This is a genomic window from Streptomyces sp. NPDC002602 (assembly GCF_042889445.1).
Taxonomy (GTDB): Bacteria; Actinomycetota; Actinomycetes; order Streptomycetales; family Streptomycetaceae; genus Streptomyces.
Window position 1 is genome coordinate 332,258 of sequence record NZ_JBIAQX010000002.1, and the last position, 18,211, is coordinate 350,468.

An 18,211-nucleotide genomic window follows, 5' to 3' on the forward strand; every position below is an offset into this window, starting at 1 on the left:
CCTGCGCGAAGACCGGTCGGAGGGCAGGGGGGTCGAAACACCCCGCCTGCGAGGACCGCTAGTAAGAGGGGTCGTTGCCAGGCCATCGGGGCGTCTGTAGAACTGGATGAGTCGCAAGGCGGCAGGGGTACTTCACCCCCCGCCGACGAACCCCTCTCCACCGCGTGAGTGGCTCACGCACGTCTTCGGCGTGCTTGCGGCCGTCCCCGTCCCCTACGGAAGGCCATTCCGTGTCCAACACCGTCATCCGCCGCATCACCGCCTCCAAGAAGGCCATCGCCGGTTCCGTCCTCGCCCTCGGCGTCGCCGGTTCCATGCTCGCCACGGTCCCGGCCCAGGCGGCCCCGATGAACGCCAAGTCCATCGCGCAGCAGATGATCAAGGACCCGGCCCAGTTCGAAGCCTTCTCCAAGATCGTCTCTCGCGAGAGCGGCTGGAACCACACCGCCACGAACTCCTCCTCCGGTGCGTACGGCCTGGTCCAGGCTCTGCCGGCGTCGAAGATGTCCTCGGCGGGCGCGGACTGGAAGACCAACCCGGCGACCCAGATCAAGTGGGGCCTGGACTACATGAACTCCCGCTACGGCAGCCCTGTCGGCGCCTGGAACTTCTGGCAGTCCCACCACTGGTACTAAGCCGACCAGTGGCAGTGGACCCGGCAGGACCCGCCCGCGAGGCGGCGCAAGACTTCCCGCCCACAAGGCGACGAGAACATCCTCCGCGCAGCGACGCGGAACCCGCCCACAAGGCGGTGACAGACATGCGAAGGCCCCGGTGGCCGGCCTCCCCAGGTCCGGCCGTCGGGGCCTTCGGCTTCCCATCCCACTGGGTCCGAGACCGCTCGCGCGGTGGTGGTGCGGACGCGGCCGCTACAGCCGCTACAGCCGCTGGATGATCGTGCCGGTGGCCAGCGCGCCGCCCGCGCACATGGTGATCAGCGCGAACTCCTTGTCGCGCCGTTCCAGCTCGTGGAGCGCGGTGGTGATCAGTCGGGCGCCCGTGGCGCCGACGGGGTGGCCGAGCGCTATGCCGCCGCCGTTCACGTTGACCTTCTCCAGGTCCTGGTCGAAGACCTGCGCCCAACTGAGGACGACGGAGGCGAAGGCCTCGTTGATCTCCACGAGGTCGATGTCCCGCAGGGACATCCCGGCCTTGCCCAGCACGGCCCGTGTCGCGTCGATCGGCCCGTCCAGGTGGTAGTGCGGGTCCGCGCCGACCAGCGTCTGGGCCACGATCCGGGCGCGCGGCTTGAGTTTCAGCGCGCGGGCCATCTTGCGCGAGGCCCACATCACGGCCGCGGCGCCGTCGGAGATCTGCGAGGAGTTCCCGGCGGTGTGCACGGCGGTCGGCATGACCGGCTTGAGTCGGGCGAGGCCCTCCATGGAGGTGTCCCGCAGCCCCTCGTCGCGGTCGACCAGCCGCCACATGCCCTGACCGGCGGCCTGTTCCGCCTCGGTGGTCGGCACCTGCACGGCGAACGTCTCGCGCTTGAAGCGCTCCTCGGCCCAGGCGGTGGCGGCCCGCTCCTGGGAGAGCACGCCCAGGGTGTCGACGTCCTCCCGGGTCAGTCCCCGATGGCGGGCGATGCGCTCGGCGGCCTCGAACTGGTTCGGGAGGTCTACGTTCCACTCGTCGGGGAAGGGCTTGCCGGGGCCGTGCTTGGAGCCGGAGCCGAGGGGGACCCGGCTCATGGCCTCGACGCCGCAGGCGATGCCGATGTCCATGACCCCGCCGGAGATCATGTTGGCGACCATGTGGTTGGCCTGCTGGGAGCTGCCGCACTGACAGTCCACGGTGGTCGCGGCGGTCTCGTAGGGCAGGCCCATGGCCAGCCAGGCGTTGCGGGCGGGGTTCATCGACTGTTCGCCGGCGTGGGTGACGGTGCCGCCGACGATCTGCTCCACGCAGTCGGGCTGGATTCCGGTACGGGCGAGGAGTTCGCGGTAGGTCTCACCGAGCAGGTAGGCGGGATGAAGGTTGGCGAGGGCGCCCCCGCGCTTTCCGATGGGGGTGCGTACGGCTTCGACGATGACGGGTTCCGCGGCCATGAGCTCGTCCTCTCCTGCACGGTGCCGACGCGGCGGGCCGTCCCGGCGCCCCGCCCTGAACTAGTACGCGTTCTAGTTCCCTCCGCAGTCTTATGACCTGAAGGCCCGGCACGCAAGGGTCTTGCACGCGGCTCCACGGATTCCACACGCAACAGTTGACGCCGGAGCCCTTGTCACTTCTGGAACTCGTTACTACCTTCGAGCCAACTTCTGATGGGCCGTCAGACCTTGGAGTCGCCCGATGCCCTGCCCCGCGCTGCCCGAAGGCTTCGACGCCACCGACCCCGACCTCCTCCAGGACCGGATCCCCTTCCCGGAGTTCGCACGGCTCCGGCAGACCGCCCCCGTGTGGTGGTGCCCGCAGCGGCGGGGCATCACCGGTTTCGACGACGAGGGCTACTGGGCCGTGACGCGGCACGCGGACGTCAAGTACGTCTCCACGCACCCCGAGTTGTTCTCCTCGACCACGAACACGGCGATCATCCGCTTCAACGAGCACATCGCGCGCGAGCAGATCGATGCCCAGCGCCTGATCATGTTGAACATGGATCCGCCGGAACACACCCGCGTCCGCCAGATCGTCCAGCGCGGCTTCACCCCGCGGGCGATCCGCGGCCTGGAGGAGGCCCTGCGGGAGCGGGCGCGGAAGATCGTCGCGGAGGCGGTGACCGCCTCCGCGGACGGCAGCTTCGACTTCGTGACGCAGGTGGCGTGCGAACTCCCCCTCCAGGCCATCGCCGAGCTGATCGGCGTGCCGCAGGAGGACCGGCTCCGGATCTTCGACTGGTCGAACAAGATGGTCGCCTACGACGACCCCGAGTACGCGATCACCGAGGAGGTCGGCGCGAACGCCGCGATGGAACTCATCGGCTACGCGATGAACCTGTCGGCGGCCCGCAAGGAGTGTCCGGCCAAGGACATCGTCACGCAGTTGGTCGCGGCCGAGGGACAGGGCAACCTGGGCTCCGACGAGTTCGGCTTCTTCGTGCTGCTGCTCGCCGTCGCGGGCAACGAGACCACGCGCAACGCGATCAGCCACGGCATGCACGCCTTCCTCACCCACCCCGAGCAGTGGGAGCTGTACAAGGCGACGCGGCCGGCCACGGCGGCGGAGGAGATCGTGCGCTGGGCCACCCCGGTGGTGTCCTTCCAGCGGACCGCCACCCAGGACACCGAACTGGGCGGCCAGAAGATCAAGGCGGGCGACCGGGTGGGGATGTTCTACTCCTCCGCCAACCACGACCCCGAGGTCTTCGAGAACCCGGACGTCTTCGACATCACCCGCGACCCCAACCCCCACCTGGGCTTCGGCGGCGGCGGCCCGCACTTCTGCCTCGGCAAGTCGCTGGCCGTCATGGAGATCGACCTGATCTTCAACGCGCTCGCCGACGCCCTGCCCGACCTGCGCCTGGCCGGCGAGGGCCCGAGGCGGCTGCGCGCCGCCTGGCTCAACGGCATCAAGGAACTCCGGGTCAGCCGCCGCTGACCCGCGACCGGGGCGGCGGGGGCCGGGGGTGGCGGGGGCGACCGGGCGGCGGGGGGCCGCTCCATCCCGCGCCCGGCCCCTGCCGTCCACCGGCCCGTTGTGTCCGCCGGCCCTTGCCGTCCACCTGCCCGTGGTGTCCGCCGGCCCGTGGTGTCCACCGACCCGTGCCGTCCACCTGCCCGTCACGGTCCGGTCGCGACCTTCCGGTTATGGCCTTGCGATCATGGGCTTCCGGCCGTGACGGTCCGGTTGCGGCCTTCCGCCGTGACGTTCCGGTTGTGACCCTCCCGTTGTGACGTTCCGGTTGCGATGTTCCGGTTGTGACCTTCTTGGCCGTTGTCCCGGAGCCGGTGGCGCGGCACACTGCGCGGATGAACCTTCAGGACGAACGCGGGCCCGCCGACGCCGTGGAAGCACGCTGGCAGCGGATGCCCTTGACGTGGCAGTTGGTGCTCGACCGCGCCGACTCCAAGACCATGGGCCAGGGCGTCCTGGCGCTGATAGAAGCTGCCTCCAAGGAACCCCGACTCAGACGGCTGTACCCGTTCACCAGTCATTGGACCCTGTGGTTCAGCTCCCGCACGAGCCCCCCGTTCAACGTGGGCGTGCCCGCGGTCGAGCCGCTGGCCGACGGCCGGTTCCGGGTACGCGGCCCCCGCATGACGAACGTGATCGGCGAGACGGACACCGCCGAAGCGGCCATCGCCCTCGTGGTGGCCCAACTCCCGCCGGACTAAGCGGGCTCCACCGGATCGTGCCGGCCAGGGCAGCGGCGTCCGGTGCGATCCGAAAGAGACGGCCCGAGCGGGCTCTTCCGGATCCTGCCGGGGGCCCCGAGTGGCGGGACCACCGTGCCGGGCGGATCCTGGACGAACGCGGCGATCCACCGAAGGGGTGCCGGAGCGGTGTCGAGACCGCTCCGGCACCCCTTCGGCCGCGCATCGCCGCGATCGGCCGCCGGACCGCCCCGGCCGCCCCGGCCGGCGTCCCCGCGCCCCGCCCGACCGCCCCGGACGGGTCCCCGCGCCTCCGCACTCCAGCGCCCTCCGCCGGACCGACCGTCAGGCGGTGGTGCGCTCCCCTGCCGGGTGGGCACTGCCCTCCTGCTCGGGGGTCCGGGGCCGCGGCAGCGTCAACCCGGCCTCGGCTCCGGCCCGCTCGCCGCGCGGCCCGGAGAGTACGTGCACCAGCCCGAACCCGGCGCCGACGACGAGCGCTCCGCCGACCGCGTCGAGCACCCAGTGGTTCGCGGTGGCCACGATCGCGCACACCGTGAACAGCGGATGCAGGGCGCCCAGCAGCTTCTGCCAACCCTTCGGGGCGAGTACGACGACCACGATCCCGCACCACAGCGACCAGCCGAAGTGCAACGAGGGCATGGCCGCGTACTGGTTGGAGATCGCGGTCATCGCCCCGTACTGCGGGTTCGCGAGGTCCTGCACCCCGTGCACGGTGTCGATGAACCCGAGGTCGGGCATCAGGCGCGGCGGCGCGAGCGGGTACAGCCAGAAGCCGAGGAGCGCGAGGACCGTGGCCAGCCCCAGCGAGGCACGCGCCCAGCGGTAGTCGGCGGGGCGGCGCCAGTACAGGACCACCAGGATCCCCATGGGGACGACGAAGTGGAAGGAGGTGTAGTAGAAGTCGAAGAACGCCTCCAGCCAGGGCGTCTTCACCACGGCGTGGTTGACGGCGTGCTCGATGTCGATGCCGAGCGCCTTCTCGATCCCGTGGATCCGGCTGCCGTTGGCCTCCGCGAGGTCGCGGCCGGCGGTGGCGGCGGCCCGGATGTGCGAGTAGATCGAGTAGCAGACCCGTGTCAACAGCAGTTCCAGCAGCAGGTTCGGGCGGGACAGCACGCGCCGCCAGAACGGCAGCAGCGGCACCCGGGACCAGCGCGCGGCGGCGGGCCGGCCGTACGCGGTGGGCACGGGATCGCGCCAGTACGGCGAGGAACGCGACAGGAACGGCACCGCGCACGCCGCCGCGAGGGCGGTCAGCAGCAGCACGTTGTCCCGTACGACGGCCAGCACGCCCAGGTTCGGCAGCAGCACGGTACTGGGCAGGACCACGGCGAGCACGACGGCGACCGGCCAGACGGTCCGGTCGGCGGCCCGCCTGCCCACCCTGCCGGCGACGGCGAGCAGCACCCACAGCAGTTGGTGGCGCCAGCCCTCCGGGGACACGGCGACGGCCACACAGCCGGTGATCGCGACGGCGAGCAGCAGTTGGCCGTCGCGGGCGTAACGGACCGCGCGGCGCAGCCCGATCCACAGGATCACGCCCGCGAGCGCCGCGTACAGGGCGATCTCGGCGGGCCCGCTCAGGCCCAGGCGGAGCAGCGCGCCGTGCACGGACTGGTTGGCGAGGCCGTCGGGGGCGCGCCCGAGGCCGGTGCCGGCGAGGTGCTCGACCCAGTACGTCCACGAGTCGCGCGGCAGCGAGGCCCAGGACAGGGCGGTCGCGCCCGCGAACGTCACGGCGGCGGCCTTGGCGGTGGGGCGGCGCCCGGTCAGCCACAACAGCGGCGCGAACAGCAGCAGTCCGGGCTGCAGGGCGGCCGCGAGACCGACGAGGAACCCGGCGGGGCGTTCGCCGGGCACCCGGAAGACGGCGAGCAGCACCAACAGCACGGGCAGGACGGCGGTCTGACCCGGCGACGCGGCCTCGCGGACGGGCAACGAGACCATCATCAGGGCGACCAGCACGGGAGCGGCCGGCAACGCGGCACGCCGGGGCACCGGATCGGGCAGGCCGCGCGCGGCGACCAGCCCGATCGCGGCGACGAACAGCAGGGTGGCGCAGGTCCAGGCCACTTCCAGGGAGGGCGCCGCGAGACCGGCCAGCGGCTTCAGGACCAGTCCCGCGAAAGGGGTACCGGTGAACTGGCCGGATCCGCTCGCGTAGAGCGAGCCCGGCAGACCGTCCGGGAGGTGGAAGCCGTCGAGCCATCGCGCCGGCGGCACCCGCAACACGGCGACGGCCTGTCTCACCGCGAGCGCGCCCGCGAGCGCCCACAGCAGGAGATGCAGCGCTCCCGGTCTGCCGCGATCGCCTATGACCCCGACACGCCCGTTGCCACCGCTGTGCTCTGCCGCGTCAGCCACGCCTCGCAGGCCTCCCGCCCTGTCGGCCGCAACCTCGACTCCACCCGGCTGCCGCGCCTCACGCACCACTTGATTACCCGAAGGACGATATCCCTCGCGGATCCCTAGGATGGCGTTCATGAGCATCGTGAAGATCAACGCACTGACCGTGCCGGCCGAGCAGCGAGAGGTGCTGGAGCAGCGCTTCGCCTCGCGGGCGGGGGCCGTGGAGGGTTCGGACGGCTTCGAATGGTTCGAGTTGCTGCGCCCCGTGGAGGGCACCGACCAGTACCTCGTCTACACGCGGTGGCGTTCCGAGGAGGACTTCCAGGCGTGGATGGACGGCCCGATGAAGGCGGCCCACCAGGGCGGCGGCGCGGGTGGCGGCGGCGCGGGTGGCGGGGAGCGGCCGAAGCCGGCGGCCTCCGGGTCCTCGGTGTGGTCGTTCGAGGTCGTCCAGCAGGCGGCGCCGAAGCAGGCGTGAACGAGGACGGCGGGAAGGCCCGGGGCCGAGGCCCCGGGCCTTCCCGCCGTTCGGGTGGTGTTCCCGCCTGTCGGGTCGGGCCCGAGCAGGTCGTATCGGATCAGGCCGGCAGGTCGGGTCGGGCGGACCAGAACGCGTCGGCCTCGTCGATGTCCTCGGTGCAGCCGTCGATGTCGGTGATCTTGTGCCCGACGATCGTGAAGAACAGCCCCTCCCGGATCTCGATCCCCCGGTCGCCCCGGTCGCCGCGCGCGGTGTGGAAGCTCATGACGTGGCCGCGGCCGTCCGCCATGACCGACTCCAGGTGGAGCCGGAGCGTCCCGTTCGTCTCCTCCGCGAGGCGGCGGTAGAGGCCCATGACGGCTTCCCGCCCCTTGTGGTGCCCCGACAGCGGGTTGTTGCCGGGCATGTGGTGGATGACGTCGGCCGTCATCATCGCGCCCAACGCCTCCAGGTCGCCCTTGCCGAAGGCCTCGTAGCCGCGGCGGATCAGGGCACAGTCAGGATGCTCCGACATGACGGTTCACGCCCTCCATGTGCACGGTTTGTCCTTTTCACTATCATCGGCCCACCCCTGTGGATATTCCAACGCGGACCTCCCCTCCCCTCTCGCACAATGACGCCATGAACAGCGACAACGACGTCATCACCGGCACGGGCACCTGGAAGGTCGCCCCGGAACCATTCACCACTCCCGACGGAACGGCTCTGCGCCGCGCGTACTACGCGGAGGTCGCCGGGCGGTACTGGAAGCGCTCCGTCACCGAGGCGGAGATCGACCAGGGCATGCTCGACTTCCCCGCCGACGACCTCCTGCCACCCACGGGCCGGTTCGTCGTCGGCAGACTCGACGGCCGCGCCTTGGCGTGCGGCGGCATTCGTCTGCTGGACCCCGTCACCGCCGAGCTGACACGGGTGTACGTCGACCGGCGCGCCCGCGGCACCGGAGGCGGAGCGGCGCTGCTCACCGCCCTGGAGGACGCGGGCCGCGCGCTGGGCGCCGAGCGCGTACGGCTGGACACCCGGTCCGACCTGGTGGAGGCCCGGGCTCTGTACGCACGGCACGGATACGCGGAGATACCCGCGTACAACTCCGGCCCCTACGCGGAGCACTGGTTCGAGAAGCCCCTGACGTAGGGGGCGGTGTTCGAGCGGGGTCAGGGGGCGGCGTGGTCCCGGCGGGGCAGGGTGTCGTAGGGCTCCTCGGAGTCGGATCCGCACAGTTCCGCGTTGAGTTCCTCGACCAGCTTGATCAGGTCGGTCGGCCGGTCCGGCCCCCACCAGTCGCCGAGCAGTTCGGCGAGGGATTCCTGCCGGGCGGCGGCCAGCCGGGCGGCGCTCTCTCGGCCCGGGTCGGTCAGGATCAGGGACAGCCCGTCGCGTACCGCGAGTCCGCGCCCCTCGACCTGCCGGGCCGCGTCCGTGATCACCTTGATCGGCACGCCGGTGCGGTCGGCGAGCACCGACGGGTCCGTGGACCCGTACTTCTTGATCCGCAGCAGCATCCAACTGGACGCGGGCAGCAGGTCGTACCCCGCCTTCGCGGTGATCTTCTCGTAGACGTGCCGACGGCCCTCGCGCGTCCCGAGCACGGACAGGGCGCGGGCGACCTCCTCGTGTGAGGACCGCTGGACGGGATTGGAGGCGAGGGTCTCGGTCACATCGGGTGCGGTGACGGATGCGCGGAGCTTGTCCTCCTTGAGGAACCAGGCCACCACGAAGGCGACGAGCACCATGGGCACGGCATAGAGGAAGACGTCGGTGATGGAGGTGGAGTAGGCGTCGAGCGCCCGTGTGCGCAGGTCGGCGGGGAGCGCGCTGATGGCCCGCGGGTCGGCCTCCAGCCCCGCGACGGTCACACCGGCCGGGAGCTGCGCACCGGCCAGCGCGGAGGAGAGCTGGTCGTCGAGCCGGTTGGTGAAGATCGTGCCGAAGATGGCGACGCCGAAGGAGGCTCCGATGGAGCGGAAGAAGGTGGCGCCGGAGGTGGCGACTCCGAGGTCCTCGTAGCTGACCGCGTTCTGCACCACGAGGACGAGGACCTGCATGACCAGGCCGAGTCCGGTTCCGAAGACGAAGAAGTAGATCCCCATCTCCCAGTCGGAGCTGGTGCGCTGCAACTGGTGCAGGAGCAGCAGTCCGATCGCGGTCACACCCGTGCCGGCGATCGGGAAGACCTTCCAGCGCCCGGTGCGGCTGACGATCTGCCCGGAGACGGTGGAGGCGATCAACAGACCGAACACCATCGGCAACATGTGGACACCGGACATCGTCGGCGAGACGCCCCGGACGACCTGGAGGAAGGTCGGCAGATAGACCATCGCGCCGAACATCGCGAAGCCGATGACGAAGCTGATCACCGAGCAGAGGGTGAAGGTACGGATCGCGAACAGCTTCAGCGGCAGGACCGGCTCGGCGGCCCGCCGCTCGACCAGGACGAAGGCGACCAGCAGGACGGCGCCGAGAACGGCCAGACCGATGATCTGGGCCGAACCCCAGGCCCAGGTGGTACCGCCGAGGGAGGCGACGAGGACGAGACAGGTGGCGACGGAGGCGATGAGGAAGGTACCGAGGTAGTCGATGGTGTGCTTCGTGGAGCGCACCGGAATGTGGAGGGCGGCGGCGATGACGGCGAGCGCGACAAGACCGATGGGGATGTTGATGTAGAACACCCAGCGCCAGGTCAGCTGGTCCACGAACAGGCCGCCGAGCAGCGGTCCGAGGACGCTGGTCGCGCCGAAGACGGCGCCGAAGAGACCCTGGTACTTGCCGCGCTCACGGGGCGGGACGATGTCCCCGACGATCGCCATGGACAACACCATCAGCCCGCCGCCGCCCAGACCCTGGAGGGCTCGGAAACCGATGAGCTGCGCCATGTCCTGGGCGATCCCGCACAAGGCGGACCCGACCAGGAAGATCACGATCGCGTACTGGAACAGCCTCTTGCGCCCGTACTGGTCACCGAGCTTGCCCCACAGCGGCGTGGCGGCGGTGGAGGCGAGCATGTAGGCGGTGACGACCCAGGACAGGTGCTCCATGCCGCCGAGCTCACTGACGATGGTCGGCAGGGCGGTGGAGACGATGGTCTGGTCGAGTGCGGCGATCAGCAGCCCCAGCAGCAGGGCGCCGATGGAAACGAGTACGTCACGTGAGGCGCGCTCACCGCCGGGGCCGGGCTGCACGGCCGACGCGGTCACATCCTGGGCCATCGATTCCTCCTCAGGCCGGATCAACATCTCCATCCTGAGCGGTGTGTCCGGTTATGGCCTCTCGGGAGGGTTGGGGCGGGCCCGGCGGGTCTGCATAATCGCAGGCAGTGGCCAGGGAGGGTTCCAGTGAGCGCTGAGCGCTGTCCAGATTGCGGCGCCAAGGGCGTCGGCTGCGAGTGCGCGCCGGGGGCGGGTTTCAACCCCCTGCGCATTCGCCCGTACGTATCCCTGCCCGACCCCGGGCAGTCGGGTTCCGCTTCGGCGAGCCCGCAGCCGGTGCTGGGCGCGATGGCCGATCCGACCCGGCCGTCGCCCGGCAGCCCGTTCGGCGATGCCCCGACGGAGCTGCTGCCCCCGGTCCCCCCGGCAGCACCCGCGCCCTCGCACGACACCCCGGCGTACGGCATACCCGTGCCGCCTCGGTCGCCACAGGCCTGGTCGGACCACACGGTCCCCCTCCGCCCGGTCCCGCCGATCACCGGCGCCCCGACCCCGGGAGGGCCCCCCGCGGGCACCACCCCGGGCACCCCGCCCCGGCGCACCGGCGGCCCCGGAGCGGGATACGGCACAGGCCCGGACGCTGGATACGGCGCAGGCCCGGACGCTGGATACGGCGCAGGCCCGGACGCGGGATACGGCGCAGGCCCGGGCGCTGGATACGGCACGGGCCCGGACGCGGGATACGGCGCGGGCCACGCCATGGGAAACGGCGGGGGCCATGCCATGAGGCCGGGCGGGTCCTTCGGCGAGGGTCCCCAAACGGGAATCGAGGGTGGAGGGGGTGGGGGTGGGGGCCAGAGGAAGCGCAAACGGCTCGTGCTGCTCCTGGCCGGCGCCTGCACCGTGGTGGCCCTGGGTGGTACGGCGCTCGCACTGGCGCTGGGGGGATCCTCGGAGCCCGGGAAGACCGATACCGCGCTGTTGGACGCGAAACCGTCGGGCCCCGTGGCGAGCCTGGCTCCCACCGGTCCGCCGGAGGCCTCGCCCAGCCCGAAAGCAAGCCGGTCGGCCTCGCCGTCACCGTCCGCGTCCCGTTCCGCGTCGCCGAGCGCGAGCGCATCGCGTTCGGCGTCACCCTCCCCCACGCCGAGCCCGTCCCGTTCCACCGCCCCGCCCACCTCGCCCTCTCCGTCGAAGCCGAGCCGGACCCCCAAGCCCCAGTCGCCCCCACCGCCCCCGGTACAGGGGCCGACCCTGGCGTACGGAGACTCCGGATCAGAGGTGAAGAGGCTCCAGCAACTCCTGTCGGGGCAAGGTTTGTACCGCGGCAGGATGGACGGCAGGTACGGCAGGTCGGTGGAGAACGCCGTGTCGGAGTTCCAGTGGTACAACGACATCCAAGGTGACCCCTGGGGCGTCTACGGCCCCGCCACCCGCCGCGCCCTGGAGGGCTAGGCGGTCGCTCACCCCGGTCCATTCCAGCCTCGCCGACCGGTCCGGTGATCCAGCCTCGCCCGCGTTTGAGGCGCGGGGTACGGGGCGGAGCCCCGAAGATCCCGGCGCAGCCGGAGCCGCTTCGCGAACGGCACCCGGCCCGCCGGGCACCTGCACGCCCGCTCGCCCACACACCCGTACGCCCCGTACGCCCCGTACGCCCCGCCACCGACGCCTCTCCCGGCGACCCACCGGGCCCCGGCCGGCGACTCGGCCGTGTGCCGTTCGTCACCGCCCCCGACCGTCGAGCCGACAGCCGCATTCTCAACTCGCCACGCCAAAAGCCAAGTTGACCAGTAGCGCCGTACACGGCACACCACGCCCCCACCCCGGAAGGACTCCCCGCCGGGCACCCGGTGGCACAGACCGCCTCAGATTTTGTATCGTGTGGGAACAAAGTGGTTCCGCCTTCACTCCCTGACCGGTGGGCGGAACCACTTGTTTCTTTCTCCGCCCCGTCTGGAGCCCGCCGATGCCGGCCAGCACCACCGCCTCGACCCCGACCGTCCTCACCGCCAAGGCCCTGCTCCTGGACATGGACGGCACCATCGTCAACTCCGACGCCGTGGTCGAACGCTGTTGGCGCGACTGGGCCGTGTCCCACGGGCTCGACCCGCACGAGGCCCTCAAGGTGGTCCACGGGCGTCAGGGTTACGCCACGATGGCGATCCTTCTCCCCGAGCGGCCGATGGAGCTCAACCACGCCGAGAACGTGGAGATGCTCGCCCGCGAGACCGCCAACACCGACGGCGTGGTCCCTATCGACGGCGCGCCCGAGTTCATGGCCGCCATCGCCGACCTCCCGCACGCACTGGTGACCTCCGCCGACGCCGCGCTGGCCCGGGCCCGGATGACGGCCGCGGCGCTGCCCATGCCCGACGTACGGGTGACGGCCGAGTCGGTCGCGGCCAGCAAGCCCGACCCCGAAGGGTTCCTCAAGGGCGCCGCCGAGTTGGGTGTGGATCCGGCCGACTGCATCGTCCTCGAAGACTCCGCCGCAGGTATCGCCGCAGGTCAGGCCGCCGGGATGCGGGTCCTCGGCATAGGCCCCAGGGCCATTGCGCACGGCCCCGCGGCCCACGTGCCCGACCTGACGTCGATCCGCGTCCACAGCACCCCGGACGGGACCATCCACCTCACGCTCACACCCGCCGTCTGACCCACAGGCCGAAAAGGCGCGTGGCCCGGTTGACCGCCCGGCCACGCGCCTTTTCACATGCACCCACGACACCCACGGCACCCGCAGCACCCGCAGCACCCGCAGCACCCGCAAGGAGTCGACAGACCCGCCACCTTGCCCGTGCGCATACGCCCCGCCCGCCCCTCCCACTCACCGGTATCGGCTCCCCGGACACCTCCCGGCAGGCCGCACACCCACGCCACCGGCAACGTCCGGGTCGGGCACCCCCTTCACACCCCGCCCCGCCGTTCAGCCACCCCGCCCCGCCCTGCCGACCCGGCCCGCCGCCCGGCCCTGCCGACCTGGCGCGACGCCCGACCCGCCGCCCGGCCCGAAGCGCCGGACCGCACTCCCGAGCAGATTCCGGACCGCACGCCGGACCACACTCCTGAGCGCATACGCCCGACCGCGCACCCGCCCCGGCGCCGGGGCCCACACCCGGAAGCACCCGGAAGCCCCCGGCCGGCACCGCCCCACACCACACCGCCCGACGCGGTCGGCGAGTTCGCGCGCGTCCGGTTTGCGACGTTGACCCCGGATCGCCCCCACCTCATGGCCCGGAATCACAACTTCCGCACATCTGGGGACCGTTGGACGACTTGATGTGACGTGCCCATGTCGGCAACCTGTCACCTGGCGCCCACCCGAGCGACATCCGGCGCCGCAACCATGGCCGCGCCCCACCGGGGTCGCACGGCCACCACCCCCCGCATCCAGGGAGCCCCTCATGGCCCTCATACCCTCCGTCTACGCGCGTCGAATCGGCGTACTCGCGTCAGCCTCCGCGCTCGCCGCCCTGACCACCCTCGTCAGCGCCCCGACCGCCCAGGCCTCCCCGCCCACCCCGATCAGCGCCGCGGCCGCGCGCTCGTACCTGGCCACGGTCACACCTGCGGCGGAAGGTTCCCTCAGCGGCTACAGCCGTGACCAGTTCCCGCACTGGAGCACCGTCTCCGGTACCTGCAACACCCGCGAGACGGTCCTGAAGCGCGACGGGGTGAACGTCGTGCAGGACTCCGCCTGCGCCGCCGTCAGCGGCAGTTGGTACTCCGAGTACGACGGCGCCACCTGGACCGCGGCGACCGACATCGACATCGACCACATGGTCCCGCTCGCCGAGGCCTGGCGTTCGGGCGCCTCCTCCTGGACCACGGCCAAGCGCCAGCAGTTCGCCAACGACCTCACCCGCCCGCAGCTCATCGCGGTCACCGACAACGTCAACCAGGCCAAGGGCGACCAGGACCCCGGCAAATGGCTGCCGTCGCGCACCGCCTACCGCTGTACGTACGCCCGGATGTGGGTCCAGGTGAAGCAGTACTGGGGCCTGAAGATGGACACCGGCGAGAAGACCGCCCTGTCGAACGTCCTCAACGGCTGCTGACCGCTGGACCGCTGCTGACGGCTGCTGACGGCTGCTGACGGCTGCTGACCGCAGCCGATCGACCACCGACGCGACCTGCCCCACCTCCCCCTGACGTAGCGCGATCTTTCTCCCCCGCCAGGGGGAGGCCAGGCTCCCCCTCCACCCCTTACCGTGATCGAAGGGGACATGAAGGAGGGGGAGTCTCATGGCCGGACTGCGTCTGGGGCCGCTGCTGCGTTACGTCGACTGGGACACGGGCGGCGCCGCGACCATATGGGTCGAGGCGGACCGCCCGTGCACGGCCGAGGTGCTGTGCGCGGACGGGGCGGGCGGCCGTGCGCACACCTTCCAGATCGAGGGCCACCACTATGCGTTGGTCCCGGTCACCGGCCTGACCCCGGGCACGACCACCGAGTACGAGGTCCGGCTCGCCGGGGCCCGGGTGTGGCCGCTGCCCGACAGCGGTTTCCCGCCCAGCACCATCACCGCGCCCGCCGTCGCGGGGCCCGGCCGGCCGGCTCCCGGGCTTCGGGTGACGTTCGGATCGTGTCGCCAGGCCGCGCCGCCCGCCGACCGACGCGGGCCGCACGGCGCGGACGCGCTGGACACCCTCGCGGCGCGGCTGGCGGCCGACCCGGAAGCGATCAGACCGGACGTCCTGCTGCTGCTCGGCGACCAGGTGTACGCCGACCACCTCTCGCGGGCGACCAAGCAGTGGCTGGCGGCCCGCCGGGACCTGCGCGAGGCGCCGGGCGCGCAGGTCGCGAACTACGAGGAGTACACCCGGCTGTACTACGAGTCCTGGCTGGACCCGGAGATCCGCTGGTTGCTGTCGACGGTGTCGAGCCTGCATGTCTTCGACGACCACGATGTCATCGACGACTGGAACACCAGCGCGGCCTGGTTGGCGGAGATGCGGGCGACGCCCTGGTGGTCGGAGCGGGTGCTGAGCGGATTGATGTCGTACTGGGTGCATCAGCACCTCGGCAACCTCTCCCCTGCCGAGTTGGAGGCCGACCCGCTGTACGAGGCGGTACGGGCCACCCCCGACGGGACGGACGCCCTGCGTGCCTTCGCCGCCGTGGCCGACGCCGATCCGGGCTCGGCCCGCTGGAGCTACCGGCGGGACTTCGGCCGCTCGCGGTTGCTGATGGTGGACACGCGGGCCGCGCGGGTGCTGGCCGAGGACCGGCGGGCGATGCTCGACCCCGCCGAGCAGGAGTGGCTTCGGGACAACGCCCTGGACGGGCACGGTGGCTACGACCACCTGCTGATCGGCTCCTCGCTGCCGTGGCTGATGCCCCCGTTGATCCATGACGCGGAAGTGTGGAACGCCGCCCTGTGCCGCGGGGAGCGGGGGCCCCGGTGGGCACGGATCGGGGAGGATCTGCGGCGGCGCAGCGATCTGGAGCACTGGGCGGCGTTCCCCGAGTCCTTCGTGGCGTTGAGCGATCTGATCGAGGAGGTGGGGACGGGCCCGCGGGCACCGGCGACGGTGTGCGTGCTGTCAGGCGACGTGCATCACGCGTATGTGGCCGAGCCCCGAATACCGAGTACGGCGCGGGTGTTCCAGTTGACGTGCTCGCCCGTACACAACTCCATCCACACGGCCGTGAAGTGGGGTTTCCGGCTGGGTTGGTCGCGGGTGGGGCGGTGGTTGGGGCGCGGTTTCTCCCGGCACGGGCGGACGGGCCGGCCGCCGCTGAGTTGGCGGCGTACGGGCGGTCCCTGGTTCGGGAATCAGCTGATGACGCTGGAGCTGGCGGGTCGCACGGCCCGGCTCCGACTGGACCAGGCGCGGACGGGGTGGGGGCGCGGATCGAAGGCCCGGCTGACGACCGTGTTGGATCGCGAGCTCACCGAACCGCGATGAGCTGAACGCGACGTACGCGTCCGAGTTGAACGCGACCGCGCGCATCCGGATGAAGCCACAAGCCATAGCCACGTACACCGGGGACACGTACACCGGGGAGTCGTCGTATCGTCACCCCGGGGATCCGGGAGGTTACTCCCGGGCGTACGCTGTCTGGCTGTCAAGCCGCCCCTGCCGCTCCCCGCGACGACGCGGCGCTTCGGACTGGGGAGTACCACTTGCTCGAGACTCTGGGGTCGCTGACCACAAGCCCCTGGATTTACGCCGTGGTGGCGGTGTCCGTGGTGCTCGACGTGTTCCTGCCTGTGTTGCCGAGCGGGGTGTTGGTGATCACTGCGGCGGCCGCCGCAGCCGCCGCGGGAGCCGCGGGTTCGCCGACGCCGGTTCCCGATCAGGTGCCGGACATCATGGCGCTGCTGGTGATCGCGACGTCGGCTTCGGTGCTGGGCGACATGGCCGCGTTCCGGTTGGCGCGGCGCGGGGGTGCCCGGTTGGACCGGGCCATCGCCCGTTCCCGTCGACTGACCCGTGCCCACGAGCGGCTGGGCGTGGCGTTGGCGCGTGGTGGCGGGGCCCTGGTGGTGATCGCCAGGTTCGCCCCGGCGGGCCGGTCGGTGGTCTCGTTGGGTGCGGGCAAGACTCAGCGCGAGGTCAAGGAGTTCCTGCCCTGGTCGGTCCTGGCGGGCATGACCTGGGCGGGGTACAGCGTGGCGTTGGGCTACTTCGGTACGCAGTGGCTCGGTACGACGTGGCTGGGTACCGCGGTGTCGTTGATCGCGCTGTTCGCGGCGGGTTCGCTGGCGGCGTTCCTGCTGCGCCGCCCGGGACCGGGCCCCGCCGCGGCGACCTGAGCCCCGCCCGGCGGGCGCCCGTGCACCCGGGGCATCCGTGGGTACGGGTCGCCCGTACGGTGGCCCGCTGGGCCGTCTCTTTCGGATCTTGCCGGTCAGGCCCGCGTCGTCCGGTGCCGTGCATCGCAAGGCGGAGAGGCTCCCGAGTACTGGACGTCCTCGGGTGCCTCGACAATGCGGCGAGGTGCGGTGCCGGGCGGCGCGGGTCAGGCAAGATCCGAAAGAGACGGCCTAGCCCGGCTGGGGGTGGTGCGTCACCCGTTCACCCGGCAGGGATCGCCGCCGCCGGTCGGGGCTTCTAGCGTCCACAGCACGGTGCGCGACCGAATCCGCGTCACACCCGTGCCCTGGCCGCGCCGTTTCGAGGAGCCCGAGGAGTTCTCTCCATGCCCGCCACCCGCATCCGGCACCACCTGATGAGAGGCGCGGCCGCGACGCTCGTCGTCGCCGCCGTCACACCCGTCACCCTGGCCTACGCCCGCCCCACCGCCACTCTGTCCCCGAACACGGTCGCTCCCGGCGGTCGGGTCAGCCTGAACGTCCAGGGCTGCGGCACCAAGACCGGCAGGGCCACCTCCCCCGCGTTCCCCGATGTCCAGTTGACGCCGGGCAATCTGGAGGCCACCAACCTGTTCGGCAGCGCCACCGTCTACCGCAACGCCCGCATCGGATCGCACCCCGTCACCTACGAGTGCGGAGGCAGCGGCGAGCGGGTCACCGTCACCCTGAACGTGGCCACGGGCGCCGCCCGCGGCGGCCTGGGCGGCAGCATCGACACGATGAGCCCGGGCCAGGTCGCCCTGGGCGGGGTACTCGTCGCGGGCGCCCTCGGCGCCGGCGCGTGGGTGATCCGCCGCCGTACGGAGCGGATGGCCTGACCGGAGGGAGCGGCCGCAGGCCCCGCCCGCCGCGGGGACCCGCCCCACTCCCGGCGCGGGCCGGCCCGCGCCGGGCCACCCTGCTCAGGAAGCGGCGTGGGCTCCCCTGACCTGGAGCCCGTCCAGCAGGTCCCGGGTCGCGTCGGCGACGGCGTCGACGGCTGCGGCGAACACCTCCTGGTTGTGTGCGGCGGGCGCCCGGAAGCCGGACACCTTGCGCACGTACTGAAGCGCGGCCGCGCGGATCTCCTCCTCGGTGGCCTTCTCGGGAAGGACGGGCGGGCGCAGGGTCTTAATGGAACGGCACATGTCTCCACTATCC

Annotated in this window: 16 protein-coding genes; 11 read left to right on the top strand and 5 right to left on the bottom strand. The window is 71.6% G+C overall.

Features of this window, described 5'->3' with window-relative positions; all coding sequences use genetic code 11:
* Positions 1 to 230: 230 nt before the first annotated feature.
* On the top strand, positions 231 to 635 hold the full coding sequence (locus ACFYW3_RS06835) for a transglycosylase SLT domain-containing protein (protein ID WP_351751543.1): 405 nt from the start codon (positions 231 to 233) through the stop codon (positions 633 to 635).
* A 243-nt stretch (positions 636 to 878) separates the two neighbouring features.
* Here ACFYW3_RS06835 and ACFYW3_RS06840 read toward each other — a convergent pair whose 3' ends face one another.
* Positions 879 to 2,048: a steroid 3-ketoacyl-CoA thiolase gene (locus tag ACFYW3_RS06840; RefSeq protein ID WP_053679039.1), complete on the bottom strand. Its 1,170-nt coding sequence runs from the start codon at positions 2,046 to 2,048 to the stop codon at positions 879 to 881.
* Positions 2,049 to 2,289: 241 nt separating this feature from the next.
* Between ACFYW3_RS06840 and ACFYW3_RS06845 the strand changes: the two genes are divergently transcribed.
* On the top strand, positions 2,290 to 3,534 hold the full coding sequence (locus ACFYW3_RS06845) for a cytochrome P450 (protein WP_389385744.1): 1,245 nt from the start codon (positions 2,290 to 2,292) through the stop codon (positions 3,532 to 3,534).
* Positions 3,535 to 3,905: 371 nt separating this feature from the next.
* Positions 3,906 to 4,271, top strand: a complete 366-nt coding sequence (locus ACFYW3_RS06850) for a DUF6193 family natural product biosynthesis protein (protein WP_053679035.1) — start codon at positions 3,906 to 3,908, stop codon at positions 4,269 to 4,271.
* A 324-nt stretch (positions 4,272 to 4,595) separates the two neighbouring features.
* On the opposite strand, the gene ACFYW3_RS06855 is transcribed toward ACFYW3_RS06850, so the two are convergent.
* Positions 4,596 to 6,638 (bottom strand): bifunctional glycosyltransferase 87/phosphatase PAP2 family protein, encoded by a 2,043-nt coding sequence (locus ACFYW3_RS06855; RefSeq protein WP_389385745.1) that lies wholly within the window; start codon positions 6,636 to 6,638, stop codon positions 4,596 to 4,598.
* A gap of 118 nt (positions 6,639 to 6,756) precedes the next feature.
* Between ACFYW3_RS06855 and ACFYW3_RS06860 the strand changes: the two genes are divergently transcribed.
* On the top strand, positions 6,757 to 7,101 hold the full coding sequence (locus ACFYW3_RS06860; protein WP_389385746.1) for an antibiotic biosynthesis monooxygenase family protein: 345 nt from the start codon (positions 6,757 to 6,759) through the stop codon (positions 7,099 to 7,101).
* 100 nt (positions 7,102 to 7,201) lie between these two features.
* Here ACFYW3_RS06860 and ACFYW3_RS06865 read toward each other — a convergent pair whose 3' ends face one another.
* Positions 7,202 to 7,618 carry a nuclear transport factor 2 family protein gene (locus tag ACFYW3_RS06865; RefSeq protein ID WP_351751548.1) on the bottom strand — a complete coding sequence of 139 codons (417 nt, stop codon included), beginning with the start codon at positions 7,616 to 7,618 and terminating at the stop codon, positions 7,202 to 7,204.
* 107 nt (positions 7,619 to 7,725) lie between these two features.
* Here ACFYW3_RS06865 and ACFYW3_RS06870 point away from each other — a divergent pair, with 107 nt between their 5' ends.
* Positions 7,726 to 8,238, top strand: a complete 513-nt coding sequence (locus ACFYW3_RS06870; RefSeq protein WP_351751550.1) for a GNAT family N-acetyltransferase — start codon at positions 7,726 to 7,728, stop codon at positions 8,236 to 8,238.
* A 20-nt stretch (positions 8,239 to 8,258) separates the two neighbouring features.
* On the opposite strand, the gene ACFYW3_RS06875 is transcribed toward ACFYW3_RS06870, so the two are convergent.
* The gene (locus ACFYW3_RS06875; RefSeq protein WP_351751551.1) at positions 8,259 to 10,337 is read right to left on the bottom strand and encodes an MFS transporter; all 2,079 of its coding nucleotides are present in this window, start codon (positions 10,335 to 10,337) and stop codon (positions 8,259 to 8,261) included.
* Positions 10,338 to 11,033: 696 nt separating this feature from the next.
* Between ACFYW3_RS06875 and ACFYW3_RS06880 the strand changes: the two genes are divergently transcribed.
* From ACFYW3_RS06880 to ACFYW3_RS06905, 6 genes are all read left to right on the top strand, one after another.
* Positions 11,034 to 11,705, top strand: a complete 672-nt coding sequence (locus tag ACFYW3_RS06880) for a peptidoglycan-binding protein (protein ID WP_389385747.1) — start codon at positions 11,034 to 11,036, stop codon at positions 11,703 to 11,705.
* Between the two features lie 511 nt (positions 11,706 to 12,216).
* Positions 12,217 to 12,903, top strand: a complete 687-nt coding sequence (locus ACFYW3_RS06885; RefSeq protein ID WP_389385748.1) for an HAD-IA family hydrolase — start codon at positions 12,217 to 12,219, stop codon at positions 12,901 to 12,903.
* Between the two features lie 757 nt (positions 12,904 to 13,660).
* Positions 13,661 to 14,305: an HNH endonuclease family protein gene (locus ACFYW3_RS06890; protein ID WP_389385971.1), complete on the top strand. Its 645-nt coding sequence runs from the start codon at positions 13,661 to 13,663 to the stop codon at positions 14,303 to 14,305.
* A gap of 187 nt (positions 14,306 to 14,492) precedes the next feature.
* Positions 14,493 to 16,160, top strand: a complete 1,668-nt coding sequence (locus ACFYW3_RS06895; protein ID WP_351751554.1) for an alkaline phosphatase D family protein — start codon at positions 14,493 to 14,495, stop codon at positions 16,158 to 16,160.
* A gap of 218 nt (positions 16,161 to 16,378) precedes the next feature.
* A complete protein-coding gene (locus tag ACFYW3_RS06900; RefSeq protein ID WP_351751556.1) occupies positions 16,379 to 17,011 on the top strand; it encodes a VTT domain-containing protein in 633 nt (210 codons plus the stop codon).
* Positions 17,012 to 17,397: 386 nt separating this feature from the next.
* Entirely contained in the window at positions 17,398 to 17,889 is a 492-nt protein-coding gene (locus tag ACFYW3_RS06905) for a hypothetical protein (RefSeq protein ID WP_389385749.1), read from the top strand.
* 84 nt (positions 17,890 to 17,973) lie between these two features.
* Here the strand turns inward: ACFYW3_RS06905 and ACFYW3_RS06910 are convergent, their stop codons facing one another.
* The gene (locus ACFYW3_RS06910; RefSeq protein WP_053677899.1) at positions 17,974 to 18,198 is read right to left on the bottom strand and encodes a DUF2277 domain-containing protein; all 225 of its coding nucleotides are present in this window, start codon (positions 18,196 to 18,198) and stop codon (positions 17,974 to 17,976) included.
* Between the last annotated feature and the right edge of the window lie 13 nt (positions 18,199 to 18,211).

What these genes read in the sequence shown, in the direction of transcription:
- ACFYW3_RS06875 (WP_351751551.1), bottom strand. Translation starts at nt 10,337, where the DNA reads ATGTTGATCCGGCCTGAGGAGGAATCGATGGCCCAGGATGTGACCGCG.
- ACFYW3_RS06845 (WP_389385744.1), top strand. Translation starts at nt 2,290, where the DNA reads ATGCCCTGCCCCGCGCTGCCCGAAGGCTTCGACGCCACCGACCCCGAC.
- ACFYW3_RS06850 (WP_053679035.1), top strand. Translation starts at nt 3,906, where the DNA reads ATGAACCTTCAGGACGAACGCGGGCCCGCCGACGCCGTGGAAGCACGC.
- ACFYW3_RS06840 (WP_053679039.1), bottom strand. Translation starts at nt 2,048, where the DNA reads ATGGCCGCGGAACCCGTCATCGTCGAAGCCGTACGCACCCCCATCGGA.
- ACFYW3_RS06895 (WP_351751554.1), top strand. Translation starts at nt 14,493, where the DNA reads ATGGCCGGACTGCGTCTGGGGCCGCTGCTGCGTTACGTCGACTGGGAC.
- ACFYW3_RS06865 (WP_351751548.1), bottom strand. Translation starts at nt 7,618, where the DNA reads ATGTCGGAGCATCCTGACTGTGCCCTGATCCGCCGCGGCTACGAGGCC.
- ACFYW3_RS06885 (WP_389385748.1), top strand. Translation starts at nt 12,217, where the DNA reads ATGCCGGCCAGCACCACCGCCTCGACCCCGACCGTCCTCACCGCCAAG.
- ACFYW3_RS06880 (WP_389385747.1), top strand. Translation starts at nt 11,034, where the DNA reads ATGAGGCCGGGCGGGTCCTTCGGCGAGGGTCCCCAAACGGGAATCGAG.
- ACFYW3_RS06870 (WP_351751550.1), top strand. Translation starts at nt 7,726, where the DNA reads ATGAACAGCGACAACGACGTCATCACCGGCACGGGCACCTGGAAGGTC.
- ACFYW3_RS06905 (WP_389385749.1), top strand. Translation starts at nt 17,398, where the DNA reads ATGCCCGCCACCCGCATCCGGCACCACCTGATGAGAGGCGCGGCCGCG.
- ACFYW3_RS06910 (WP_053677899.1), bottom strand. Translation starts at nt 18,198, where the DNA reads ATGTGCCGTTCCATTAAGACCCTGCGCCCGCCCGTCCTTCCCGAGAAG.
- ACFYW3_RS06860 (WP_389385746.1), top strand. Translation starts at nt 6,757, where the DNA reads ATGAGCATCGTGAAGATCAACGCACTGACCGTGCCGGCCGAGCAGCGA.